General features: G+C 66.6%; 24 protein-coding genes. All 24 read right to left on the bottom strand.

Features of this window, described 5'->3' with window-relative positions; translation table 11 throughout:
- Window positions 1-6: 6 nt before the first annotated feature.
- The gene (rpsE, locus tag DA075_RS14010) at window positions 7-588 is read right to left on the bottom strand and encodes a 30S ribosomal protein S5 (RefSeq protein WP_048425830.1); all 582 of its coding nucleotides are present in this window, start codon (window positions 586-588) and stop codon (window positions 7-9) included.
- 167 nt (window positions 589-755) lie between these two features.
- Window positions 756-1,118 (bottom strand): 50S ribosomal protein L18, encoded by a 363-nt coding sequence (gene rplR / locus DA075_RS14005; protein WP_048444838.1) that lies wholly within the window; start codon window positions 1,116-1,118, stop codon window positions 756-758.
- A 12-nt stretch (window positions 1,119-1,130) separates the two neighbouring features.
- The gene (gene rplF, locus DA075_RS14000) at window positions 1,131-1,664 is read right to left on the bottom strand and encodes a 50S ribosomal protein L6 (RefSeq protein WP_099953754.1); all 534 of its coding nucleotides are present in this window, start codon (window positions 1,662-1,664) and stop codon (window positions 1,131-1,133) included.
- A gap of 36 nt (window positions 1,665-1,700) precedes the next feature.
- Window positions 1,701-2,096 (bottom strand): 30S ribosomal protein S8, encoded by a 396-nt coding sequence (gene rpsH, locus DA075_RS13995; protein ID WP_048431921.1) that lies wholly within the window; start codon window positions 2,094-2,096, stop codon window positions 1,701-1,703.
- Between the two features lie 16 nt (window positions 2,097-2,112).
- Window positions 2,113-2,418, bottom strand: coding sequence for a 30S ribosomal protein S14 (gene rpsN / locus DA075_RS13990; protein WP_048431920.1), 306 nt, complete (start codon window positions 2,416-2,418; stop codon window positions 2,113-2,115).
- A gap of 41 nt (window positions 2,419-2,459) precedes the next feature.
- Window positions 2,460-3,026, bottom strand: coding sequence for a 50S ribosomal protein L5 (gene rplE, locus DA075_RS13985; protein WP_099953753.1), 567 nt, complete (start codon window positions 3,024-3,026; stop codon window positions 2,460-2,462).
- A complete protein-coding gene (gene rplX, locus DA075_RS13980; protein ID WP_048425824.1) occupies window positions 3,019-3,336 on the bottom strand; it encodes a 50S ribosomal protein L24 in 318 nt (105 codons plus the stop codon). Before rplX ends, rplE begins: the two co-directional genes overlap by 8 nt.
- The gene (gene rplN / locus DA075_RS13975) at window positions 3,336-3,704 is read right to left on the bottom strand and encodes a 50S ribosomal protein L14 (RefSeq protein WP_048425823.1); all 369 of its coding nucleotides are present in this window, start codon (window positions 3,702-3,704) and stop codon (window positions 3,336-3,338) included. The genes rplX and rplN overlap by 1 nt, the downstream gene beginning before the upstream one ends.
- A 323-nt stretch (window positions 3,705-4,027) precedes the next feature.
- Entirely contained in the window at window positions 4,028-4,282 is a 255-nt protein-coding gene (gene rpsQ, locus DA075_RS13970) for a 30S ribosomal protein S17 (protein ID WP_048431918.1), read from the bottom strand.
- 14 nt (window positions 4,283-4,296) lie between these two features.
- Window positions 4,297-4,512 (bottom strand): 50S ribosomal protein L29, encoded by a 216-nt coding sequence (gene rpmC / locus DA075_RS13965; protein ID WP_048425821.1) that lies wholly within the window; start codon window positions 4,510-4,512, stop codon window positions 4,297-4,299.
- A 14-nt stretch (window positions 4,513-4,526) separates the two neighbouring features.
- Window positions 4,527-4,940, bottom strand: coding sequence for a 50S ribosomal protein L16 (rplP, locus tag DA075_RS13960; RefSeq protein ID WP_048425820.1), 414 nt, complete (start codon window positions 4,938-4,940; stop codon window positions 4,527-4,529).
- A 40-nt stretch (window positions 4,941-4,980) separates the two neighbouring features.
- Entirely contained in the window at window positions 4,981-5,715 is a 735-nt protein-coding gene (gene rpsC, locus DA075_RS13955; RefSeq protein WP_048450464.1) for a 30S ribosomal protein S3, read from the bottom strand.
- Window positions 5,716-5,725: 10 nt separating this feature from the next.
- Window positions 5,726-6,109 (bottom strand): 50S ribosomal protein L22, encoded by a 384-nt coding sequence (rplV, locus tag DA075_RS13950; RefSeq protein ID WP_099953752.1) that lies wholly within the window; start codon window positions 6,107-6,109, stop codon window positions 5,726-5,728.
- 1 nt (window position 6,110) lies between these two features.
- A complete protein-coding gene (rpsS, locus tag DA075_RS13945) occupies window positions 6,111-6,389 on the bottom strand; it encodes a 30S ribosomal protein S19 (RefSeq protein ID WP_048444829.1) in 279 nt (92 codons plus the stop codon).
- A 12-nt stretch (window positions 6,390-6,401) separates the two neighbouring features.
- Window positions 6,402-7,238, bottom strand: coding sequence for a 50S ribosomal protein L2 (gene rplB, locus DA075_RS13940; protein WP_099953751.1), 837 nt, complete (start codon window positions 7,236-7,238; stop codon window positions 6,402-6,404).
- 26 nt (window positions 7,239-7,264) lie between these two features.
- The gene (locus DA075_RS13935) at window positions 7,265-7,561 is read right to left on the bottom strand and encodes a 50S ribosomal protein L23 (protein ID WP_099953750.1); all 297 of its coding nucleotides are present in this window, start codon (window positions 7,559-7,561) and stop codon (window positions 7,265-7,267) included.
- Window positions 7,558-8,178 (bottom strand): 50S ribosomal protein L4, encoded by a 621-nt coding sequence (rplD, locus tag DA075_RS13930; RefSeq protein WP_048465593.1) that lies wholly within the window; start codon window positions 8,176-8,178, stop codon window positions 7,558-7,560. The genes DA075_RS13935 and rplD overlap by 4 nt, the downstream gene beginning before the upstream one ends.
- The gene (gene rplC, locus DA075_RS13925; protein WP_099953749.1) at window positions 8,178-8,930 is read right to left on the bottom strand and encodes a 50S ribosomal protein L3; all 753 of its coding nucleotides are present in this window, start codon (window positions 8,928-8,930) and stop codon (window positions 8,178-8,180) included. The genes rplD and rplC overlap by 1 nt, the downstream gene beginning before the upstream one ends.
- A gap of 47 nt (window positions 8,931-8,977) precedes the next feature.
- A complete protein-coding gene (gene rpsJ / locus DA075_RS13920) occupies window positions 8,978-9,286 on the bottom strand; it encodes a 30S ribosomal protein S10 (protein WP_012330343.1) in 309 nt (102 codons plus the stop codon).
- Between the two features lie 80 nt (window positions 9,287-9,366).
- Entirely contained in the window at window positions 9,367-10,557 is a 1,191-nt protein-coding gene (gene tuf, locus DA075_RS13915) for an elongation factor Tu (protein WP_099953741.1), read from the bottom strand.
- Window positions 10,558-10,656: 99 nt separating this feature from the next.
- Window positions 10,657-12,732, bottom strand: a complete 2,076-nt coding sequence (gene fusA / locus DA075_RS13910; protein ID WP_099953748.1) for an elongation factor G — start codon at window positions 12,730-12,732, stop codon at window positions 10,657-10,659.
- 57 nt (window positions 12,733-12,789) lie between these two features.
- Entirely contained in the window at window positions 12,790-13,260 is a 471-nt protein-coding gene (rpsG, locus tag DA075_RS13905; protein ID WP_093571353.1) for a 30S ribosomal protein S7, read from the bottom strand.
- Window positions 13,261-13,377: 117 nt separating this feature from the next.
- Window positions 13,378-13,749 (bottom strand): 30S ribosomal protein S12, encoded by a 372-nt coding sequence (gene rpsL / locus DA075_RS13900; protein WP_048429408.1) that lies wholly within the window; start codon window positions 13,747-13,749, stop codon window positions 13,378-13,380.
- A gap of 438 nt (window positions 13,750-14,187) precedes the next feature.
- Window positions 14,188-18,393, bottom strand: a complete 4,206-nt coding sequence (gene rpoC, locus DA075_RS13895; protein WP_099953747.1) for a DNA-directed RNA polymerase subunit beta' — start codon at window positions 18,391-18,393, stop codon at window positions 14,188-14,190.
- Between the last annotated feature and the right edge of the window lie 80 nt (window positions 18,394-18,473).

Genomic DNA, 18,473 nt, shown 5'->3' with positions numbered 1-18,473 from the left:
CCTCCCTTACGCAGCGTCGGCGGAGTCGGCCGAGGCGGCCGAGTCAGCATCACGACGGCGGGCCTGGAGGGCCGAGACCTTCAGACCGCGGCGCGCCGCGACCGAACGGGGCGAATCCTCGTTCTTCAGCGCGTCGAAGGTGGCGCGCACGAGGTTGTAGGGGTTCGACGAGCCGAGCGACTTCGCCACCACGTCCTGCATGCCGAGCGTCTCGAAGACGGCGCGCATCGGGCCGCCCGCGATGATGCCGGTACCGGCCGGAGCCGCGCGCAGGATCACCTTGCCGGCGCCGTGACGGCCCTGCACGTCGTGGTGCAGGGTGCGGCCCTCGCGGAGCGCGACGCGGACGAGGCCGCGCTTGGCCGCCTCGGTGGCCTTGCGGATGGCCTCGGGAACCTCACGGGCCTTGCCGTGACCGAAACCGACGCGACCCTTCTGGTCGCCGACGACGACGAGGGCCGCGAAGCCGAAGCGACGGCCGCCCTTCACCACCTTGGCGACACGGTTGATGTGGACGAGCTTGTCCACGAACTCGCTGTCGCGCTCCTCGCGGTCGTCGCGGCGACGACCCTCACGCTCACGTGCCATGTGTGTTGTCCATCGACTGACGCGGGCGGCGGTCCCGCTCGCTGCTGTGTCATCCGCCGTAAAGAGAGAGGGAGCCGCATGGGCCCCCTCGCCTCCGGGACATCGTGCCGACCCGACCGGGGCGGCGCCAGGACGCGCCCTCCCCTCTCGGGATCAGAAGTCCAAGGTTAGAAGTCGAGGCCGCCCTCGCGGGCCGCATCGGCCAGGGCCTTGACCCGGCCGTGATAAAGGTAGCCCGAGCGGTCGAAGATGACCTGGGTCACCCCGGCGGCCTTGGCGCGCTCCGCCACCAGCTTGCCGACCTCGGTCGCGGCGGCCTTGTCGGCACCGGTCTTGAGGCGGGCGCGCAGGTCCTTGTCGAGGCTCGAGGCGGCGGCCAGCGTATGGCCGGTCGCGTCGTCGATGACCTGGACGTAGATCTGCTTGGAGGAGCGGAACACCGAGAGCCGCGGACGGCCGTTCGCCGCCTTGCGGATCGCCCGCCGGACGCGCGCGCGGCGCCGATCGAGCAGTTCGATTTTGCGAGACATCGTCGGCGGTCCTTACTTCTTCTTGCCTTCCTTGCGGAAGATGAACTCGCCGGCGTACTTCACGCCCTTGCCCTTGTAGGGCTCGGGGCCGCGATACTCGCGGATCTCCGCCGCGACCTGGCCGACGCGCTGCTTGTCGATGCCGGTGACGATGATCTCGACCGGCCGCGGAGTGGCGATCGTGATCCCGTCCGGAATCGGGTACTCGACGTCGTGGCTGTAGCCGAGCGACAGCTTCAGCACCTTGCCGGCGACCGCGGCGCGGTAACCGACGCCGTTGATCTCCAGCTTCTTCTCGTAGCCCTTGGTCACGCCCTCGACCAGGTTCGAGACCTGGGCGCGGGAGAGGCCCCACATCGCGCGGGCCTCCTTGGTCTGCGACCGGGGCTGGACCGAGATCGCGCCGTTCTCGTGGCTGACCGACACCTGGTCGGGGACACGGAACTGCAGCTCCCCCTTCTGGCCCTTGATCTTGACGTTCTGGCCGTCGACGGTGGCGGTCACGCCGGCCGGCACGGTCACGGGCTTCTTGCCTACGCGGGACATGCTCGTCTCTCCTTTTCGGCTGTCAGGGTCCGAAGGTCAGAAGACCTTGCAGAGCACCTCGCCGCCGACGTTGCGCTCGCGCGCCTCGTGGTCGGCCATGACGCCCTGAGGGGTGGAGACGATGGTGATGCCCAGGCCGTCGGCGACGCGCGGCAGGGTATCGACCGACGAGTAGACCCGGCGGCCCGGCTTGGAGACGCGCTCGATCGAGCGGATCACCGGCTGGCCGTCGAAGTACTTGAGTTCGATCGCGAACTCGGTGCGCCCGTTACCGTAATCGGTCGTGGCGTAGTCGCGGATGTAGCCCTCGGACTTCAGGACGTCGAGGACGCGGGCCCGCAGCTTGGAGCCGGGGGTCTGCACGACGTTGCGACGACGCTGCTGGCCGTTGCGGATGCGGGTGAGCATATCGCCCACGGGATCGTTGATCATCTGTGGCGCCCTCCCCTTACCAGCTGGACTTGACCAGGCCCGGGATCAGACCCCGAGATCCCAGATCGCGGAGCGCGACGCGGGAGATGCCGAGCTTGCGGTAGTAAGCCCGGGGACGGCCGGTCATCTCGCAGCGGTTGCGGATGCGGGTCGCGCTGGAGTTGCGGGGCAGCTCCGCCAGCTTGAGGCGCGCCTCGAAGCGCTCCTCCATCGACAGCGACTCGTCGTTGGCGGTGGCCAGCAGCGCTTCGCGCTTCGGCGCGAAACGCTTCACCAGCTCCCGCCGCTGCTTGTTCTTCTCGATCTTGCTCGTCTTAGCCATGTTCTAGCTCTCCGGTGTCCGCGTATGGGGGCGTAGAGCCCTCACTGCCGGAACGGGAAGTTGAAGTGCTTCAGGAGCGCCCGGGCCTCGGCATCGGTCTTGGCGGTGGTCGCCACGACGATGTCCATGCCCCAGGTGTTCTGGGCCTTGTCGTAGTTGATCTCGGGGAACACCAGGTGCTCCTTGATCCCGAGGGCGTAGTTGCCGCGGCCGTCGAACGACTTCGGGTTCAGGCCGCGGAAGTCACGCACGCGCGGCAGCGCGATGGTGATCAGGCGATCCATGAACTCGTACATCCGCTGCTTGCGCAGCGTGACCTTGCAGCCGATCGGCATGTTCTCGCGGACCTTGAAGGTCGCGATCGCCTTGCGGGCCCGGGTGACCACCGGCTTCTGGCCGACGATCAGGCCGAGATCCTCGGCCGCCACGGTGGCCTTCTTGGAGTCCTGGGTCGACTCGCCGACGCCCATGTTGACGACGATCTTCTCGATCGCCGGCACCTGCATCGGGTTGGTGTAGCCGAACTCCTCGATCAGCTTCGGACGCACCACTTCCTCGTAGTGCTTCTTCAGCCGCGGCGTGTAGCCGTCCTTCAGCGCCTCAGCCATCGATCAGATCTCCCGAGCGCTTCGCGAAGCGAACCTTGCGCCCGTCTTCCAGAATGCGAAAACCGACCCGGGTGGGCTTGCCGTCCTTGGGGTCGGCGACCGCCAGGTTCGACAGGTGGATCGCCGCCTCCTTGGAGATGATCCCGCCCTCGGAGGTCTGGGTCTGGCGCGTGTGGCGCTTCACCAGGTTGATCCCCCGCACCAGGGCCCGATCTTCCTTCGGCATCACCTGGATGACCTCGCCGGTGCGACCCTTGTCGCGGCCGGTCAGGACGACGACCTTGTCGCCCTTCTTCACCTTCGCAGCCATTACAGCACCTCCGGCGCCAGCGAGATGATCTTCATGTGGTTGCGAGCGCGCAGCTCGCGCGGCACGGGCCCGAAGATACGGGTGCCGATCGGCTCCTTCTGGTTGTTGATCAGCACGGCCGCGTTGCGGTCGAAGCGGATCACCGAACCGTCGGCCCGACGGACGTCCTTGGCAGTGCGCACGACGACCGCCTTCATGACGTCGCCCTTCTTCACGCGGCCCCGCGGAATCGCCTCCTTCACCGACACCACGATGATGTCGCCGACGCCGGCATACTTGCGCTTGGAACCACCGAGTACCTTGATGCACATCACGCGACGTGCGCCGGAATTGTCGGCGACGTCCAGATTCGTCTGCATCTGGATCACGGCCTAACGCCCTTTCCTTGTTTCAGGCAGGTCTCCACAGGGCAGGATTGCCCGGCGGACGGCAGCCTGATGGGGATCTCGCGTCCCCGTCCATTAAAAGACCGCGCAGCAGCGCGATGTCACGCTGGCGCGGTCAACGAACGCGATGAGGAGCGCGTCACACGCCCTTCATGTTTCGGTGGAGGCCGGCCATCTACACCGGATCGGCCTCGTTGACAAGGAGCCGGAGCGCCAAAAGGCACTCCGTTCCGATAAGGCGAAAGGGGCGCCGCGGGGCGCCCCGTTCCCGCGAGGCAAATGGGGCGCCGAAGCGGCGCCCCGTCTTACGCCTCGGCGGTCGCGACCGCCTCGCCCTCGACCAGCTTCCAGGTCTTGAGCTTGGAATAGGGCCGCGACTCCTCGATGAACACCGTCTGGCCGACCTTGGCCACGTTGTTCTCGTCGTGGGCGTGGTAGTTCTTCGACCGGCGAATGGTCTTCTTCATCACCGGGTGGGTGAAGCGACGCTCCACCTTCACGACGACGGTCTTGTCCTGCTTGTCGCTGACGACAACGCCCTGCAGCACGCGCTTCGGCATGGTCTTGAACTCCCTTAGCCCTGCGCCGCCTGCAGCGTCTTCTGGCGCTGCAAGGTGCGGACGCGGGCGATGTCGCGGCGCACTTCGCGCACCCGGGCGACGTTCTCGAGCTGACCCGTGGCCCGCTGGAAGCGCAGGTTGAACTGCTCCTTCTTCAGGTTCAGGAGCTCTTCGCCGAGCTGATCCGGCGACAGCGCGCTCAGGTCAGACAGCCTCTGGCTCGACTTCATCTCGAATATTCTCCTCAGTCGGCGATGCGCTGGATGAAGCGCGTGCGGACCGGCAGCTTGGCGGCACCCAGGCGCAGCGCCTCACGGGCGATGTCCTCGGCCACTCCGTCGATCTCGAACATGATGCGGCCCGGATGCACGCGGGCCGCCCAATATTCGGGCGCGCCCTTGCCGGAGCCCATGCGGACTTCGGTCGGCTTCGCGGTCACGGGAACGTCGGGGAAGATCCGGATCCAGACCCGGCCCTGACGCTTCATCTCGCGGGTGATCGCGCGGCGGGCCGCCTCGATCTGACGCGCGGTGATCCGCTCCGGCTCCATGGCCTTGAGGCCGTAGGAGCCGAAGTTCAGATCGGTTCCGCCCTTCGCGGCGCCGTGGATGCGGCCCTTGAACTGCTTGCGGAACTTCGTCTTCTTGGGTTGCAGCATGGCAGCCTCTCAAAACTGAAGGGCGGGGAACGGGCGGCCCTTAGGCCGCCGCGTCCCGTCCGCCGCGCTCGCCGCGCTCGCGGTCACGACGCCCGCCGGAACGGCCGCCCTCCTCGTGCGCGCGCTTGTCCTGCGCCATCGGGTCGTGCTCGAGGATCTCGCCCTTGAACACCCACACCTTGATGCCGCAGGTGCCGTAGGTGGTGAACGCCGTGGCCGTGCCGTAATCCACGTCGGCGCGCAGGGTATGCAGGGGCACGCGGCCCTCGCGGTACCACTCGAGCCGGGCGATTTCGGCGCCGCCGAGGCGGCCGGAGCAGTTGATGCGGATGCCCTCGGCGCCGAGGCGCATCGCCGACTGCACGGCGCGCTTCATGGCGCGACGAAAGGCAACGCGACGCTCGAGCTGCTGGGCGATCGAGTCGGCCACCAGGGTGGCGTCGATCTCCGGCTTGCGCACCTCGACGATGTTGATCGTCACGTCGGCCTTGGTCATCGAGTTGACCAGCTTGCGCAGCTTCTCGATGTCCGCGCCCTTCTTGCCGATCACCACGCCCGGACGGCCCGAGTGGATGGTGACGCGGCACTTCTTGTGCGGGCGCTCGATGACGATCTTGGAGACGGCGGCCTGCTTGAGCTGCTTGAGCAGCGCTTTGCGGATCGCGACGTCCTCGTGCATCAGGCGAGCGTACTCGCCCTTGTTGGCGTACCAGCGCGAGTCCCAGGTCCGGTTGATGCCGAGCCGGAGACCGATCGGGTTGACTTTCTGGCCCATCGATTCCTCCTCAGGCGGCTTCGGCCGGGACTTCCCGCACCACGATGGTGAGGTTCGCGAACGGCTTCAGAATGCGGGCGCCACGGCCGCGGGCGCGGGCGTGGAAGCGCTTGAGAACCAGCGCCTTGCCGACATAGGCCTCCTTCACGACGAGATCGTCCACGTCGAGGTCGTGGTTGTTCTCGGCGTTCGCGATGGCGCTCTCGAGGCACTTCTTGACGTCGACCGCGATCCGCTTGCGCGAGAACTGCAGGTCGGCCAGAGCGGTCGAGACCTTCTTGCCGCGGATCAGCTGCGCCACCAGGTTCAGCTTCTGCGGGCTGACGCGCAGCATGCGCGCGACGGCCTTCGCCTCGTTCCGGGGGAGCGCGCGGGGTGCTGCTGCCTTGCCCATATCAGCGCCTCTTCGCCTTCTTGTCGGCCGCGTGACCGTGGAAGGTACGGGTCGGCGAGAACTCGCCGAACTTGTGCCCGACCATCTCCTCGGAGACGTAGACCGGAATGTGCTTCTGCCCGTTGTAGACCCCGAAGGTCAGACCAACGAAATGCGGAAGGATCGTGGAGCGACGGCTCCAGATCTTGATCACCTCGTTGCGGCTCGCGCCGCGCGCGGCGTCCGCCTTCTTGAGGAGGTAGCCGTCGACGAACGGCCCCTTCCAGATTGAACGTGCCATGGGACGAAGCCCTTACTTCTTGCGGTTGTGGCGGCTCGACACGATGAACGTGTCGGTGCGCTTGTTCGAGCGGGTCTTCTTGCCCTTGGTGGGGATACCCCACGGCGTGACCGGATGACGACCGCCCGAGGTGCGACCCTCGCCGCCGCCGTGCGGGTGGTCGATCGGGTTCATGGCGACGCCGCGGTTGTGCGGACGCTTGCCGAGCCAGCGGTTACGCCCCGCCTTGCCGAGCGAGATGTTCATGTGGTCGGGGTTCGAGACCGCGCCCACCGTGGCGTAGCACTGGCCGTGCACCAGGCGCTGCTCGCCCGAGTTCAGGCGCAGCGTGACGTAGCCCTGGTCGCGGCCGACGATCTGGGCGTAGTTGCCCGCGGACCGGGCGATCGCCCCGCCCTTGCCGATCTTCAGCTCGACGTTGTGCACGATCGTGCCGACCGGCATGTTGCCGAGCGGCATGGCGTTGCCGGGCTTGATGTCGACCGACTCGCCCGACACCACCTTGTCGCCGGCCTTAACGCGCTGCGGCGCCAGGATGTAGCTCTGCGCCCCACCCTCGTAGGTCACCAGCGCGATGAACGCCGTGCGGTTCGGATCGTACTCGATCCGCTCGACGGTGCCGACCTTGCCGGCGTGCTCACGCCGCTTGAAGTCGACGTTGCGCAGCGTCCGCTTGTGGCCGCCGCCGCGGAAGCGGACGGTGACGCGGCCGAGGTTGTTGCGGCCGCCCGTGGACGACTTGCCCACGGTCAGCGACTTGACCGGCTTGCCCTTGTAGAGTTCCGAACGGTCCACGATCACGAGCTGGCGAAGGCTCGGCGTGACCGGCTTGAATGTCTTCAAAGCCATTGTCTTGTTCCCTTACGCCGTTCCCGTCAGAGCCCGGTCGTGACGTCGATGCTCTGACCCTCTTCGAGGGTCACGATCGCCTTCTTCACGTCCGAGCGCTGGCCGCGCTGACCGCGGAACATCTTGGCCTTGCCCTTGGTGGTGAGCGTGTTGACGCTCTTCACCTTGACCTCGAACAGCTTCTCGACCGCTTCCTTGATCTGCGGCTTGGTCGCCTTCGGGGCCACCCGGAACACAACCTTGTTGAGCTCCGAGAGGTTCGTCGCCTTCTCGGTGATGACCGGGGAGACGATCACGTCGTAGTGGCGCGGATCAGCGCTCATTTGAATCGCGCCTCCAGCGCATCGACGGCGGCGCGCGTCAGCACGAGCTTCTCGCGACGCAGGATGTCGTAGACGTTGATGCCCTGCACCGGCAGGACGTCGATCTGCGGCAGGTTGCGGGCCGCACGGGCGAAGTTCTGGTCGAGCTCGGCGCCGCCGATGATCAGGGCGTTCGAGAGCGACAGCTTGCCGAACCGCTCCTTGAGCGCCTTGGTCTTGCCCTCTTCGAGGCGGGCATCGTCCATGACGATCAACTCGGCGCTTTTGACCTTGGCCGAGAGCGCGTGGCGGAGCGCGAGCGCCCGGACCTTCTTGGGAAGGTCGTGGGCGTGCGAGCGGGTGACCGGGCCGTGGGCGCGGGCGCCGCCGCGGAACTGCGGAGCCGAAGCCGCACCGTGACGGGCGTTACCGGTGCCCTTCTGCTTGTACAGCTTCTTGGTCGTGCGGGCGATCTCGCCGCGCTGCTTGGTCTGGTGAGTCCCAGCCTGGCGCTTGGCGAGCTGCCAGCGGACGCAGCGCTGCAGCAGGTCGGCGCGGGGCTCGAGACCGAAAATGGCCTCGTCGAGCTCGACCGAGCCCGCTTCGGCGCCGTCGAGCGTGGTGATCTCGAACTTCATCACGCGTTCTCCTCGGTGGCCGGAGCCGCGGGAGCCTCGACCTGGCTGTCAGCAGGGGCTTCCTGCGGAGCAGCAGCCTGCTCACGGAACTTGCCCGGCATCGGCACGTCGGCCGGCAGCTTGCGCTTCACGGCGTCGCGGACGAAGATCCAGCCGCCATCGACGCCCGGGACCGAGCCCTCGACAAGGATCAGGCCGCGCTCGACATCGGTGCGCACGACGCGCAGGTTCTGGGTCGTCACCCGCTCGACACCGAGATGGCCCGGCATCTTCTTGTTCTTGAAGGTCTTGCCCGGGTCCTGACGGCCGCCGGTCGAACCGATCGAACGATGCGAGATCGACACGCCGTGGGTGGCACGCAGACCGCCGAAGTTCCAGCGCTTCATGCCGCCGGCGAAGCCCTTACCGGTGGTCGTGCCCGTCACGTCGACGAACTGACCCGCCAGGAAGTGGTCCGCGGTGATCTCGGCGCCGACCGGGATGATCGCGTCCTCGCTCACGCGGAACTCGGCCAGCTTGCGCTTCGGCTCGACCTTCGCGACAGCGAAATGACCGCGCTGCGCCTTGGTGACGTTCTTGACCTTGGCCTTGCCGACGCCCACCTGGAGCGCGACGTAACCGTTCTTCTCGATCGTGCGGTGGGCCACCACCTGGCACTGATCGACCTTAAGCACCGTGACCGGAACATGCTCGCCAGCGTCCGTGAAGACGCGGGTCATGCCGACCTTCTGTGCGATGACTCCTGAGCGCATGGTTCTCCCCCGCGCGGCCTAGTGAAGCTCTAAGAACCCGCGGGTCCTCAGAGCTTGATCTCCACGTCGACGCCGGCGGCGAGGTCGAGCTTCATCAGCGCGTCCACGGTCTGGGGCGTCGGATCGACGATGTCGAGCACGCGCTTGTGGGTGCGCATCTCGAACTGCTCGCGCGACTTCTTGTCGATGTGGGGCGAGCGGTTGACGGTGAAGCGCTCGATCCGGGTCGGCAGCGGGATCGGCCCGCGGACCTGCGCCCCGGTCCGCTTCGCCGTCGAGACGATCTCGCGGGTCGACGAGTCCAGGATGCGATGATCGAACGCCTTGAGGCGAATACGGATGTTCTGGCCGTTCATGTGATGTCTACCTCGCGACGGGATGGGGCGGGCACGAGGCCCGCCCCGTCACCTGTCCGCTCGTGGAAGCGCCTGAGCGCTTACTCGGTGATGGAGGCGACGACGCCGGCGCCGACGGTGCGGCCGCCCTCGCGGATGGCGAAGCGCAGCTTCTCCTCCATCGCGATCGGCACGATCAGCGTCACGTCCATCGTCACGTTGTCGCCCGGCATCACCATCTCGGTGCCCTCGGGCAGCTGGCACACACCCGTCACGTCCGTCGTCCGGAAGTAGAACTGCGGACGGTAGTTGGTGAAGAACGGCGTGTGGCGCCCGCCCTCCTCCTTCGTCAGGATGTACGCCTCGGCCTTGAACTTCGTGTGCGGCTTCACCGAACCCGGCTTGCACACGACCTGGCCGCGCTCCACGTCCTCGCGCTTCGTGCCGCGCAGAAGCACGCCGACGTTGTCGCCCGCCTGGCCCTGGTCCAGAAGCTTGCGGAACATCTCGACGCCGGTCACCGTCGTCGTCGTCGTGGCGCGGATGCCCACGATCTCCACCGACTCGCCGACCTTGACGATCCCGCGCTCGACGCGCCCCGTCACCACCGTGCCGCGGCCCGAGATCGAGAACACGTCCTCGATCGGCATCAGGAACGGCAGGTCGATCGGACGCTCCGGCTGCGGGATGTACGCGTCCACCGTCTTCATCAGCTCGAGGATCGCCTCGTGGCCGATCTTCGGCTCGCGGTTCTCCAGCGCGCACAGCGCCGAGCCCTTGGTGATCGGGATGTCGTCGCCCGGGAAGTCGTACTTCGACAGAAGCTCGCGTACCTCGAGCTCGACCAGCTCCAGAAGCTCCGGATCGTCGACCATGTCGACCTTGTTCATGAACACAACCAGCGCCGGAACGCCGACCTGGCGGGCCAGCAGGATGTGCTCGCGGGTCTGCGGCATCGGGCCGTCCGCCGCCGACACGACCAGGATCGCGCCGTCCATCTGCGCCGCACCCGTGATCATGTTCTTCACGTAGTCGGCGTGGCCGGGGCAGTCCACGTGCGCGTAGTGCCGGTTCTGCGTCTCGTACTCGACGTGGGCGGTCGAGATCGTGATCCCGCGCGCCTTCTCCTCCGGCGCCTTGTCGATCTGGTCGTACGCCGTGAAGGTGGCACCGCCCGACTCAGCCAGGACCTTCGTGATCGCCGCGGTCAGAGAGGTCTTGCCATGGTCAACGTGACCGATGGTGCCGATGTTGCAGTGCGGCTTCGTCCGCGAAAACTTTTCCTTGGCCATCGCCAAAACTCCGTCGATCGAATGCGTGCGGTTTAGTCTTGAATTGGCGCCCGCCGTGGCGGGCGCCGAAGCTGCGAGCAGGCCGTTAGGCCTTGCTCATCAGGCGTACTTGGCAACCACCTTCTCGGCCTCGCCGCGCGGGACCTCTTCGTAGTGGTCGAACTGCATCGTGAAGTTCGCGCGGCCCTGGGTGAAGGAGCGCAACTGGTTCACGTAGCCGAACATGTTGGCGAGCGGCACCATCGCGTTGATGACGTTGGCGTTGCCGCGCATGTCCTGGCCCTGGATCTGGCCGCGCCGGGAGTTCAGGTCGCCGATGACCGAACCGGTATAGTCCTCCGGGGTCACGACCTCGACCTTCATCACCGGCTCGAGCAGGACCGAGCCGCCCTTCTGCAGGGCCTCGCGGAGCGCCGCCCGCGAGGCGATCTCGAAGGCCAGCGCCGAGGAGTCGACTTCGTGGTAGGCGCCGTCGATCAGCTCCACCTTGATGTCGACCACCGGGAAGCCCGCCAGGATACCGGCGGTCAGCACGCTGTTGAGGCCCTTCTCGACGCCCGGGATGTACTCCTTGGGCACCGAGCCGCCGACGATCTTCGACTCGAACTGGTAGCCGGCGCCCGGCTCGTTCGGCTCGACCACGAACTTCACCCGCGCGAACTGGCCGGTACCACCGGTCTGCTTCTTGTGGGTGTAGTCGATCTCGGTGCGCTTGGTCAGCTTCTCCCGGTACGCAACCTGAGGCTGGCCGATATTGGCCTCGACCTTGTAGGTGCGCTTCAGGATGTCGACCTTGATGTCGAGGTGAAGCTCGCCCATCCCCTTCAGGATGGTCTGGCCCGACTCCTGGTCCGTGGAGACCCGGAAGGACGGATCCTCGGCAGCGAGCTTCGAGAGCGCGATGCCGAGCTTCTCCTGGTCCGCCTTGGACTTGGGCTCGACGGCGATCTCGATGACCGGCTCCGGGAACTCCATCTTCTCGAGGATCACGGCCTTGACCGGATCGCACAGCGTGTCGCCCGTGCGGGTGTCCTTGAGACCCGCGAGCGCGACGATGTCACCGGCGAACGCCTCCTTGATGTCCTCGCGGTTGTTCGCGTGCATCAGGAGCATGCGGCCGACCCGCTCCTTCTTGTCGCGGGTCGAGTTGATGACGTTCGCGCCCGACTCGACCTTGCCCGAATACACGCGGCAGAAGGTGATCGTGCCGACGTGGGGATCGTCCATGATCTTGAAGGCGAGCATGGAGAACGGATCGGAATCGACCGGACGGCGGACGACCTCTTCCTCGGTCTTGAAGTCGATGCCCTTGATCTCGCCGCGGTCGGCGGGAGACGGCAGGTAGTCGACGACGGCGTCGAGCAGGGGCTGCACGCCCTTGTTCTTGAACGCCGAACCGCACAGCACCGGGTGGAAGGCGCGACGCTGCACCGCCGTGCGCACCAGCTTGCGCATGGTGTCCTCGTCGGGCTCGTTGCCCTCGAGATAGGCGGTCATCGCGTCGTCGTCCATCTCGACGCAGGCCTCGACCAGCTTGGTGCGGTACTCCGCAGCCTGATCGGCGAGGTCGGCCGGGATCTCCTCCTCGGAGTAGTTGGCGCCGAGCGCCTCACCCGACCATACGATCGCCTTCATCTTGATCAGGTCGATCACGCCCTTGAAGGAGCTCTCGGCGCCGATCGGCAGCTGCAGGCAGACCGGCTTGCCGGCCACGCGGTCGATGATGTCGGCGACGCACTTGAAGAAGTCGGCGCCGATCTTGTCCATCTTGTTGACGAACACGACGCGCGGCACGTCGTACTTGTCAGCCTGGCGCCACACCGTCTCGGTCTGCGGCTCGACGCCCTGGTTGCCGTCGAGCACGCAGACGGCGCCGTCGAGCACGCGGAGCGAGCGCTCCACCTCGATGGTGAAGTCGACGTGGCCGGGAGTGTCGATGATGTTCAGACGCTTGTCGCGCCAGAAGCAGGTGGTCGCAGCCGAGGTGATCGTGATGCCACGCTCCTGCTCCTGCTCCATCCAGTCCATGGTGGCGGCGCCCTCATGGACCTCGCCGATCTTATGGGACTTGCCGGTGTAGTAGAGGATCCGCTCGGTCGTCGTGGTCTTGCCGGCATCGATGTGGGCCATGATGCCGAAGTTGCGGTAGTCCTCGATCGCGTGCGTGCGGGGCATCGGGGGGCTCCTGAAGAAGGGGGCCGCCGCACCAGGAGGGCGGCGGCGAAGCAGCGTTTACCAGCGATAGTGCGAGAACGCGCGGTTGGCCTCGGCCATCCGGTGGGTGTCCTCGCGCTTCTTCACGGCATTGCCGCGGTTGTTGGCGGCGTCGAGCAGCTCGGCGGAGAGACGCTCGACCATGGTGCGGTCGTTGCGCGAGCGGGCGGCCTGGATCAGCCAGCGGATCGCCAGCGCCTGGCGGCGCTCGGTGCGGACCTCGACCGGGACCTGATAGGTCGCGCCGCCGACGCGGCGTGAGCGGACCTCGATCGCCGGGGCGACGTTGTCGAGGGCGGCGCGGAACACCTCGATCGGGTTCGCCTTGGCCCGGGCCTCGATGATGTCGAACGCGCCGTAGACGATGCTCTCGGCGACCGACTTCTTGCCCTCGTACATCACCGAATTCATGAACTTGGTGAGGACGATATCGCCGTACTTGGCGTCGGGGATGATCTCGCGCTTCTCGGCACTGTGGCGGCGGGACATCGCTCGCTCCGTTCTTAAGCTCTAAAAATCAACTGTTGTGTCCCACGCAGGCCGCCTGGAGCCTTGAAGGCCGGCGACATCCTTGCGGGACAGGCGATAGAGGGACCGATCCGCGTCTTACTTCGGACGCTTGGCGCCGTACTTCGAGCGCCGCTGCTTGCGGTTCTTGACGCCCTGGGTGTCGAGCACGCCGCGCAGGATGTGGTAGCGCACGCCCGGAAGATCCTTCACGCGGCCGCCGCGGATCATCACCACGGAGTGTTCCTGAAGGTTGTGGCCCTCGCCCGGGATGTAGCCGATGACCTCGAAGCCGTTGGTCAGGCGGACCTTGGCGACCTTACGAAGCGCCGAGTTCGGCTTCTTCGGGGTCGTGGTGTAGACGCGGGTGCAGACGCCGCGCTTCTGCGGGCAGGCATCGAGGGCCGGCACCTTGTTGCGGGCCTTCTGCGCCTTCCGCGGATTGGCGATCAGCTGGTTGATCGTCGGCATGCCATTCCTCTCGCAACGCGGCGCCGTCCAGGCGACCGTCGTTTTCTAAAATCTCGTCTGAACGACCGTCGCCTCGGGTAAGAAGCGCAACGCAAATCGCGCCCCAGGCTGAAACCAGCCTTTGGCGCGCCATGCGAGCAGAGGACCACCGGGAGCAAAGCCCCGGCGATCATGCCGGTCTGACACGTGTCAGTCGGTTGAAGTTCGGTCGCGTTTAGGAGACTTGGATCGAGGCACGAGGGGCACGTCGATCAGCTGTCGCCTACGGCCAGCCGTTCAGTAGGAGGGCCTATTACGGGCTCATCCCGCCTCCGTCAAGCGGAAACTTCCCGTTAAGGCTTGGCTGCTTACGCGAAAAGGCCGGCGCCCCCTTGAGGGAGCGCCGGCCTTCGTTCTCGGGTCCGGCGGAGGTGGGCGACAGCCGGTAAGCCCCCTGCCCTACTCGGCCGCCGGGAGCCGCTCGGCCACGGCCGCGCCGCTCTCGGCGGACTTCTGGGCCATGATCAGGGCGTCGCGCCGACGCGCGATCGACTTGATGTCGGAGATCATCGCGCCGGTGCCCGCCGGGATCAGCGAGCCGACGATCACGTTCTCCTTCAGGCCCTCGAGGTTGTCGACCTTGCCGTTGACCGCCGCCTCGGTGAGGACGCGGGTGGTCTCCTGGAACGACGCTGCCGAGATGAACGAGCGCGTCTGCAGCGAAGCCTTGGTGATGCCGAGCAGGACGGGGACGCCCTGGACCGGCTTCTTGCCCTCGGCGAGCAGCTGCTCGTTGATCTCCGCCAGCTCCATCCGGTCGATCTGGTCGCCCGTCAGGATCTCGGAATCGCCGCCGTCGGTGATCTCCACCTTCTGCAGCATCTGCCGGACGATGACCTCGATGTGCTTGTCGTTGATCGACACGCCCTGCAGCCGGTAGACCTCCTGGATCTCGTTGACGAGATAGGCGGCGAGCTCCTCCACGCCCTTGATCGCCAGGATGTCGTGCGGGGCCGGGTTGCCGTCGACGATGAAGTCGCCGAGCTCGACCACGTCGCCGTCCTGCAGGTGGATGTGCTTGCCCTTCGGGATCAGGTACTCCACCGGCTCGGAGCCGTCATGCGGGGTCAGGCTCAGGCGGCGCTTGTTCTTGTAGTCGCGCCCGAACGAGATCGTGCCGGACTTCTCGGCGATGATCGCTGCGTCCTTCGGCCGGCGCGCCTCGAACAGCTCCGCCACCCGCGGCAGGCCGCCGGTGATGTCGCGGGTCTTGGCGCTCTCGGTCGAGACGCGGGCGAGGATGTCGCCGGCCTTGACCCGGGTGCCCGGATCGACGCCGATGATGGCCTCGACCGGCAGGAGCGAGCGCGCGTCCGAGCCGCGCGGCAGCTTCTGCACCCGTCCGTTCTGGTCGTGGACCGCGATCGCCGGACGCAGGTCCGCCGTCCGCGCCGAGCCGCGCCAGTCGATGACCACGCGCTTGGCGATGCCCGTCGACTCGTCGGTCGTCTCGGTGATCGACTGGCCGTCGATCAGGTCCTCGTAGGCGACGATGCCGTCGATCTCGGTCAGGATCGGCCGGGTATAGGGATCCCACTCGGCGATGCGCTGGCCGCGCTTGATCGCGTCGCCCTCGTCGACCCGGACGCGGGCGCCGTATTGCAGGCGGTGGACCGCCCGCTCGGTACCGTCCGGCCCGACGATCACCACCGCCACGTTGCGGCCGGTGGCGATCAGGTCACCGTCCGAGTTGCGGGCGAGACCGCGGTTGCGGATCTTCACCGTGCCCTCGAAGCTCGACTCGATGAAGGACGAGTCGGCGATCTGGGCCGCGCCGCCGATGTGGAAGGTGCGCATCGTGAGCTGGGTGCCCGGCTCGCCGATCGACTGCGCCGCGATGACGCCGACGGCCTCGCCCATGTTGACGGGCGTGCCGCGGGCGAGGTCGCGCCCGTAGCAGGTGGCGCAGACGCCGTTCCGGGTCGCGCAGACCAGGACCGAGCGGATCTTCACCTCCTGGATGCCGGCCTTGGTGATCGCATCGAGGTGCTTCTCCTCGATGGTCTCGCCCTTGGCGACGATGATCGAGCCGTCATTGGCGACCAGGTCCTCGGCCGTGGCACGGCCGAGGATGCGGGTCGCCAGCGAGGCCACGACCTGGCCGGCATCGATGATCGCCCGCATCCGGATGCCGCTCTCGGTGCCGCAATCCACCTCGCGGATCACCGCGTCCTGCGCCACGTCGACAAGGCGGCGGGTCAGGTAGCCCGAGTTCGCGGTCTTGAGCGCGGTGTCGGCGAGGCCCTTGCGGGCGCCGTGCGTCGAGTTGAAGTACTCGAGCACGTCCAGGCCTTCCTTGAAGTTCGAGATGATCGGGGTCTCGATGATCTCGCCCGAGGGCTTGGCCATCAGACCGCGCATCGCCGCGAGCTGCTTCATCTGCGCCGGCGAGCCACGGGCGCCCGAGTGGCTCATCATGTAGATCGAGTTGACCTGCTTGTCGGCGCCGTGCTCGTCCTTCTGCACGGACGAGATGCGGTTCATCATCTCGCCGGCGAGACGGTCGGAGCACTTGGCCCAGGCGTCCACGACCTTGTTGTACTTCTCGCCCTGGGTGATCAGGCCGTCCTGGTACTGCTGCTCGTAGTCCTTGACGAGCGAGCGCGTCTCTTCGACGATCGACCACTTGTTGTCCGGCACCACCATGTCGTCCTTGCCGAACGAGATGCCGGCGCGGAAGGCGTGGATGAAGCCGAGACCCATGATCCGGTCGCAGAAGATCACCGACTCCTTCTGACCGCAATGGCGGTAGACGGTGTCGATCATCGCCGAGATCTCCTTCTTCGTCATCAGCTTGTTGACGACGTCGAAGGGCACGCGCTTGTGGCGCGGCAGCACGCTCGACAGGATCACGCGGCCCGGCGTGGTGTCGTAGATCCGGGTGACCTCGTTGCCCTCGGAATCGAGGCCCTTCCAGCGCCACTTGATCTTGGTGTGCAGCGTGACGGTGCGGGCCGCGAGCGCGTGCTCGAGCTCGCCGAAATCGCCGAACACGCCCTTCATCGGGTTCTTGGGGTCGTTCGGCTTGTGCTCACCCGGCGAGCCGTCGGCGACGATCGACAGGTAGTACAGGCCGAGCACGATGTCCTGCGACGGCACGATGATCGGCGCGCCGTTCGCGGGGTGCAGGATGTTGTTCGTCGACATCATCAGGACGCGCGCTTCCAGCTGCGCCTCGAGCGACAGCGGGACGTGCACGGCCATCTGGTCGCCGTCGAAATCGGCGTTGAACGCGGCGCAGACCAGCGGGTGCAGCTGGATCGCCTTGCCCTCGATCAGCTTCGGCTCGAAGGCCTGGATGCCCAGCCGGTGCAGCGTCGGCGCCCGGTTCAGCATCACCGGGTGCTCGCGAATCACCTCGTCCAGGATGTCCCAGACCTCCGGCTTCTCCTTCTCGACGAGCTTCTTGGCCTGCTTCACCGTGGCCGAGAAGCCCTTGGCGTCGAGGCGCGCATAGATGAACGGCTTGAACAGCTCGAGCGCCATCTTCTTCGGCAGCCCGCACTGGTGCAGCTTCAGCTCCGGGCCGACCACGATGACCGAGCGGCCGGAATAGTCGACGCGCTTGCCGAGCAGGTTCTGGCGGAAGCGGCCCTGCTTGCCCTTCAGCATGTCGGCGAGCGACTTCAGCGGGCGCTTGTTGGCGCCCGTGATGACGCGGCCGCGGCGGCCGTTGTCGAACAGCGCGTCGACGGCCTCCTGCAGCATCCGCTTCTCGTTGCGGATGATGATGTCCGGCGCGCGCAGCTCGATCAGCCGCTTCAGGCGGTTGTTGCGGTTGATGACGCGGCGGTAGAGGTCGTTGAGGTCGGAGGTCGCGAAGCGGCCGCCGTCGAGCGGCACCAGCGGGCGCAGGTCCGGCGGGATGACCGGCACGACGGTCAGGATCATCCACTCGGGCCGGTTGCCCGACATCTGGAACGCCTCGATGATCTTGAGACGCTTCAGGAGCTTCTTGGGCTTCAGCTCGGAGGTGGTGGTGGCGATCTCCTCGCGCAGGTCGGCCGCGATCTTGTCGAGATCGAGCTCCTGCAGGATGCGCCGGATCGCCTCCGCGCCGATCATGGCGGTGAAGCTGTCCTCGCCGTACTCCTCCTGCGCGCGCAGGTACTCCTCCTCCGAGAGGAGCTGACGCTCCTTCAGGGGGGTGAGGCCCGGCTCGATGACGACGTAGGACTCGAAGTACAGGATGCGCTCGAGATCCTTGAGCGCCATGTCGAGCAGCAGGCCGATGCGGCTCGGCAGCGACTTCAGGAACCAGATATGGGCGACGGGCGCGGCCAGCTCGATATGGCCCATGCGGTCGCGCCGCACGCGCGCGAGGGTCACCTCGACGCCGCACTTCTCGCAGATCACGCCCTTGTACTTCATGCGCTTGTACTTGCCGCACAAGCACTCGTAATCCTTGATCGGCCCGAAGATCCGGGCGCAGAACAAGCCGTCACGCTCGGGCTTGAACGTGCGATAGTTGATGGTCTCGGGCTTCTTGATCTCGCCGTAGGACCAGGACAGGATCTTCTCAGGCGACGAGATCGAGATCTTGATCTGGTCGAAGCTCTGAGGCTGAGCCTGCTGGTTGAAAAGATTCATGACCTCTTGGTTCATGATCTGCTCCTTGGCTGACGGGGCGCCGCGAAGGGCCGGGCCGGGGCCGCCGTCCGATGAAACGGGTTTGAGCGGCCGGG

It is taken from the genome of Methylobacterium currus (genome assembly GCF_003058325.1).
In the GTDB taxonomy this organism is placed as follows: Bacteria; Pseudomonadota; Alphaproteobacteria; order Rhizobiales; family Beijerinckiaceae; genus Methylobacterium; species Methylobacterium currus.
This window is presented reverse-complemented; position numbering and strand designations above follow the sequence as displayed.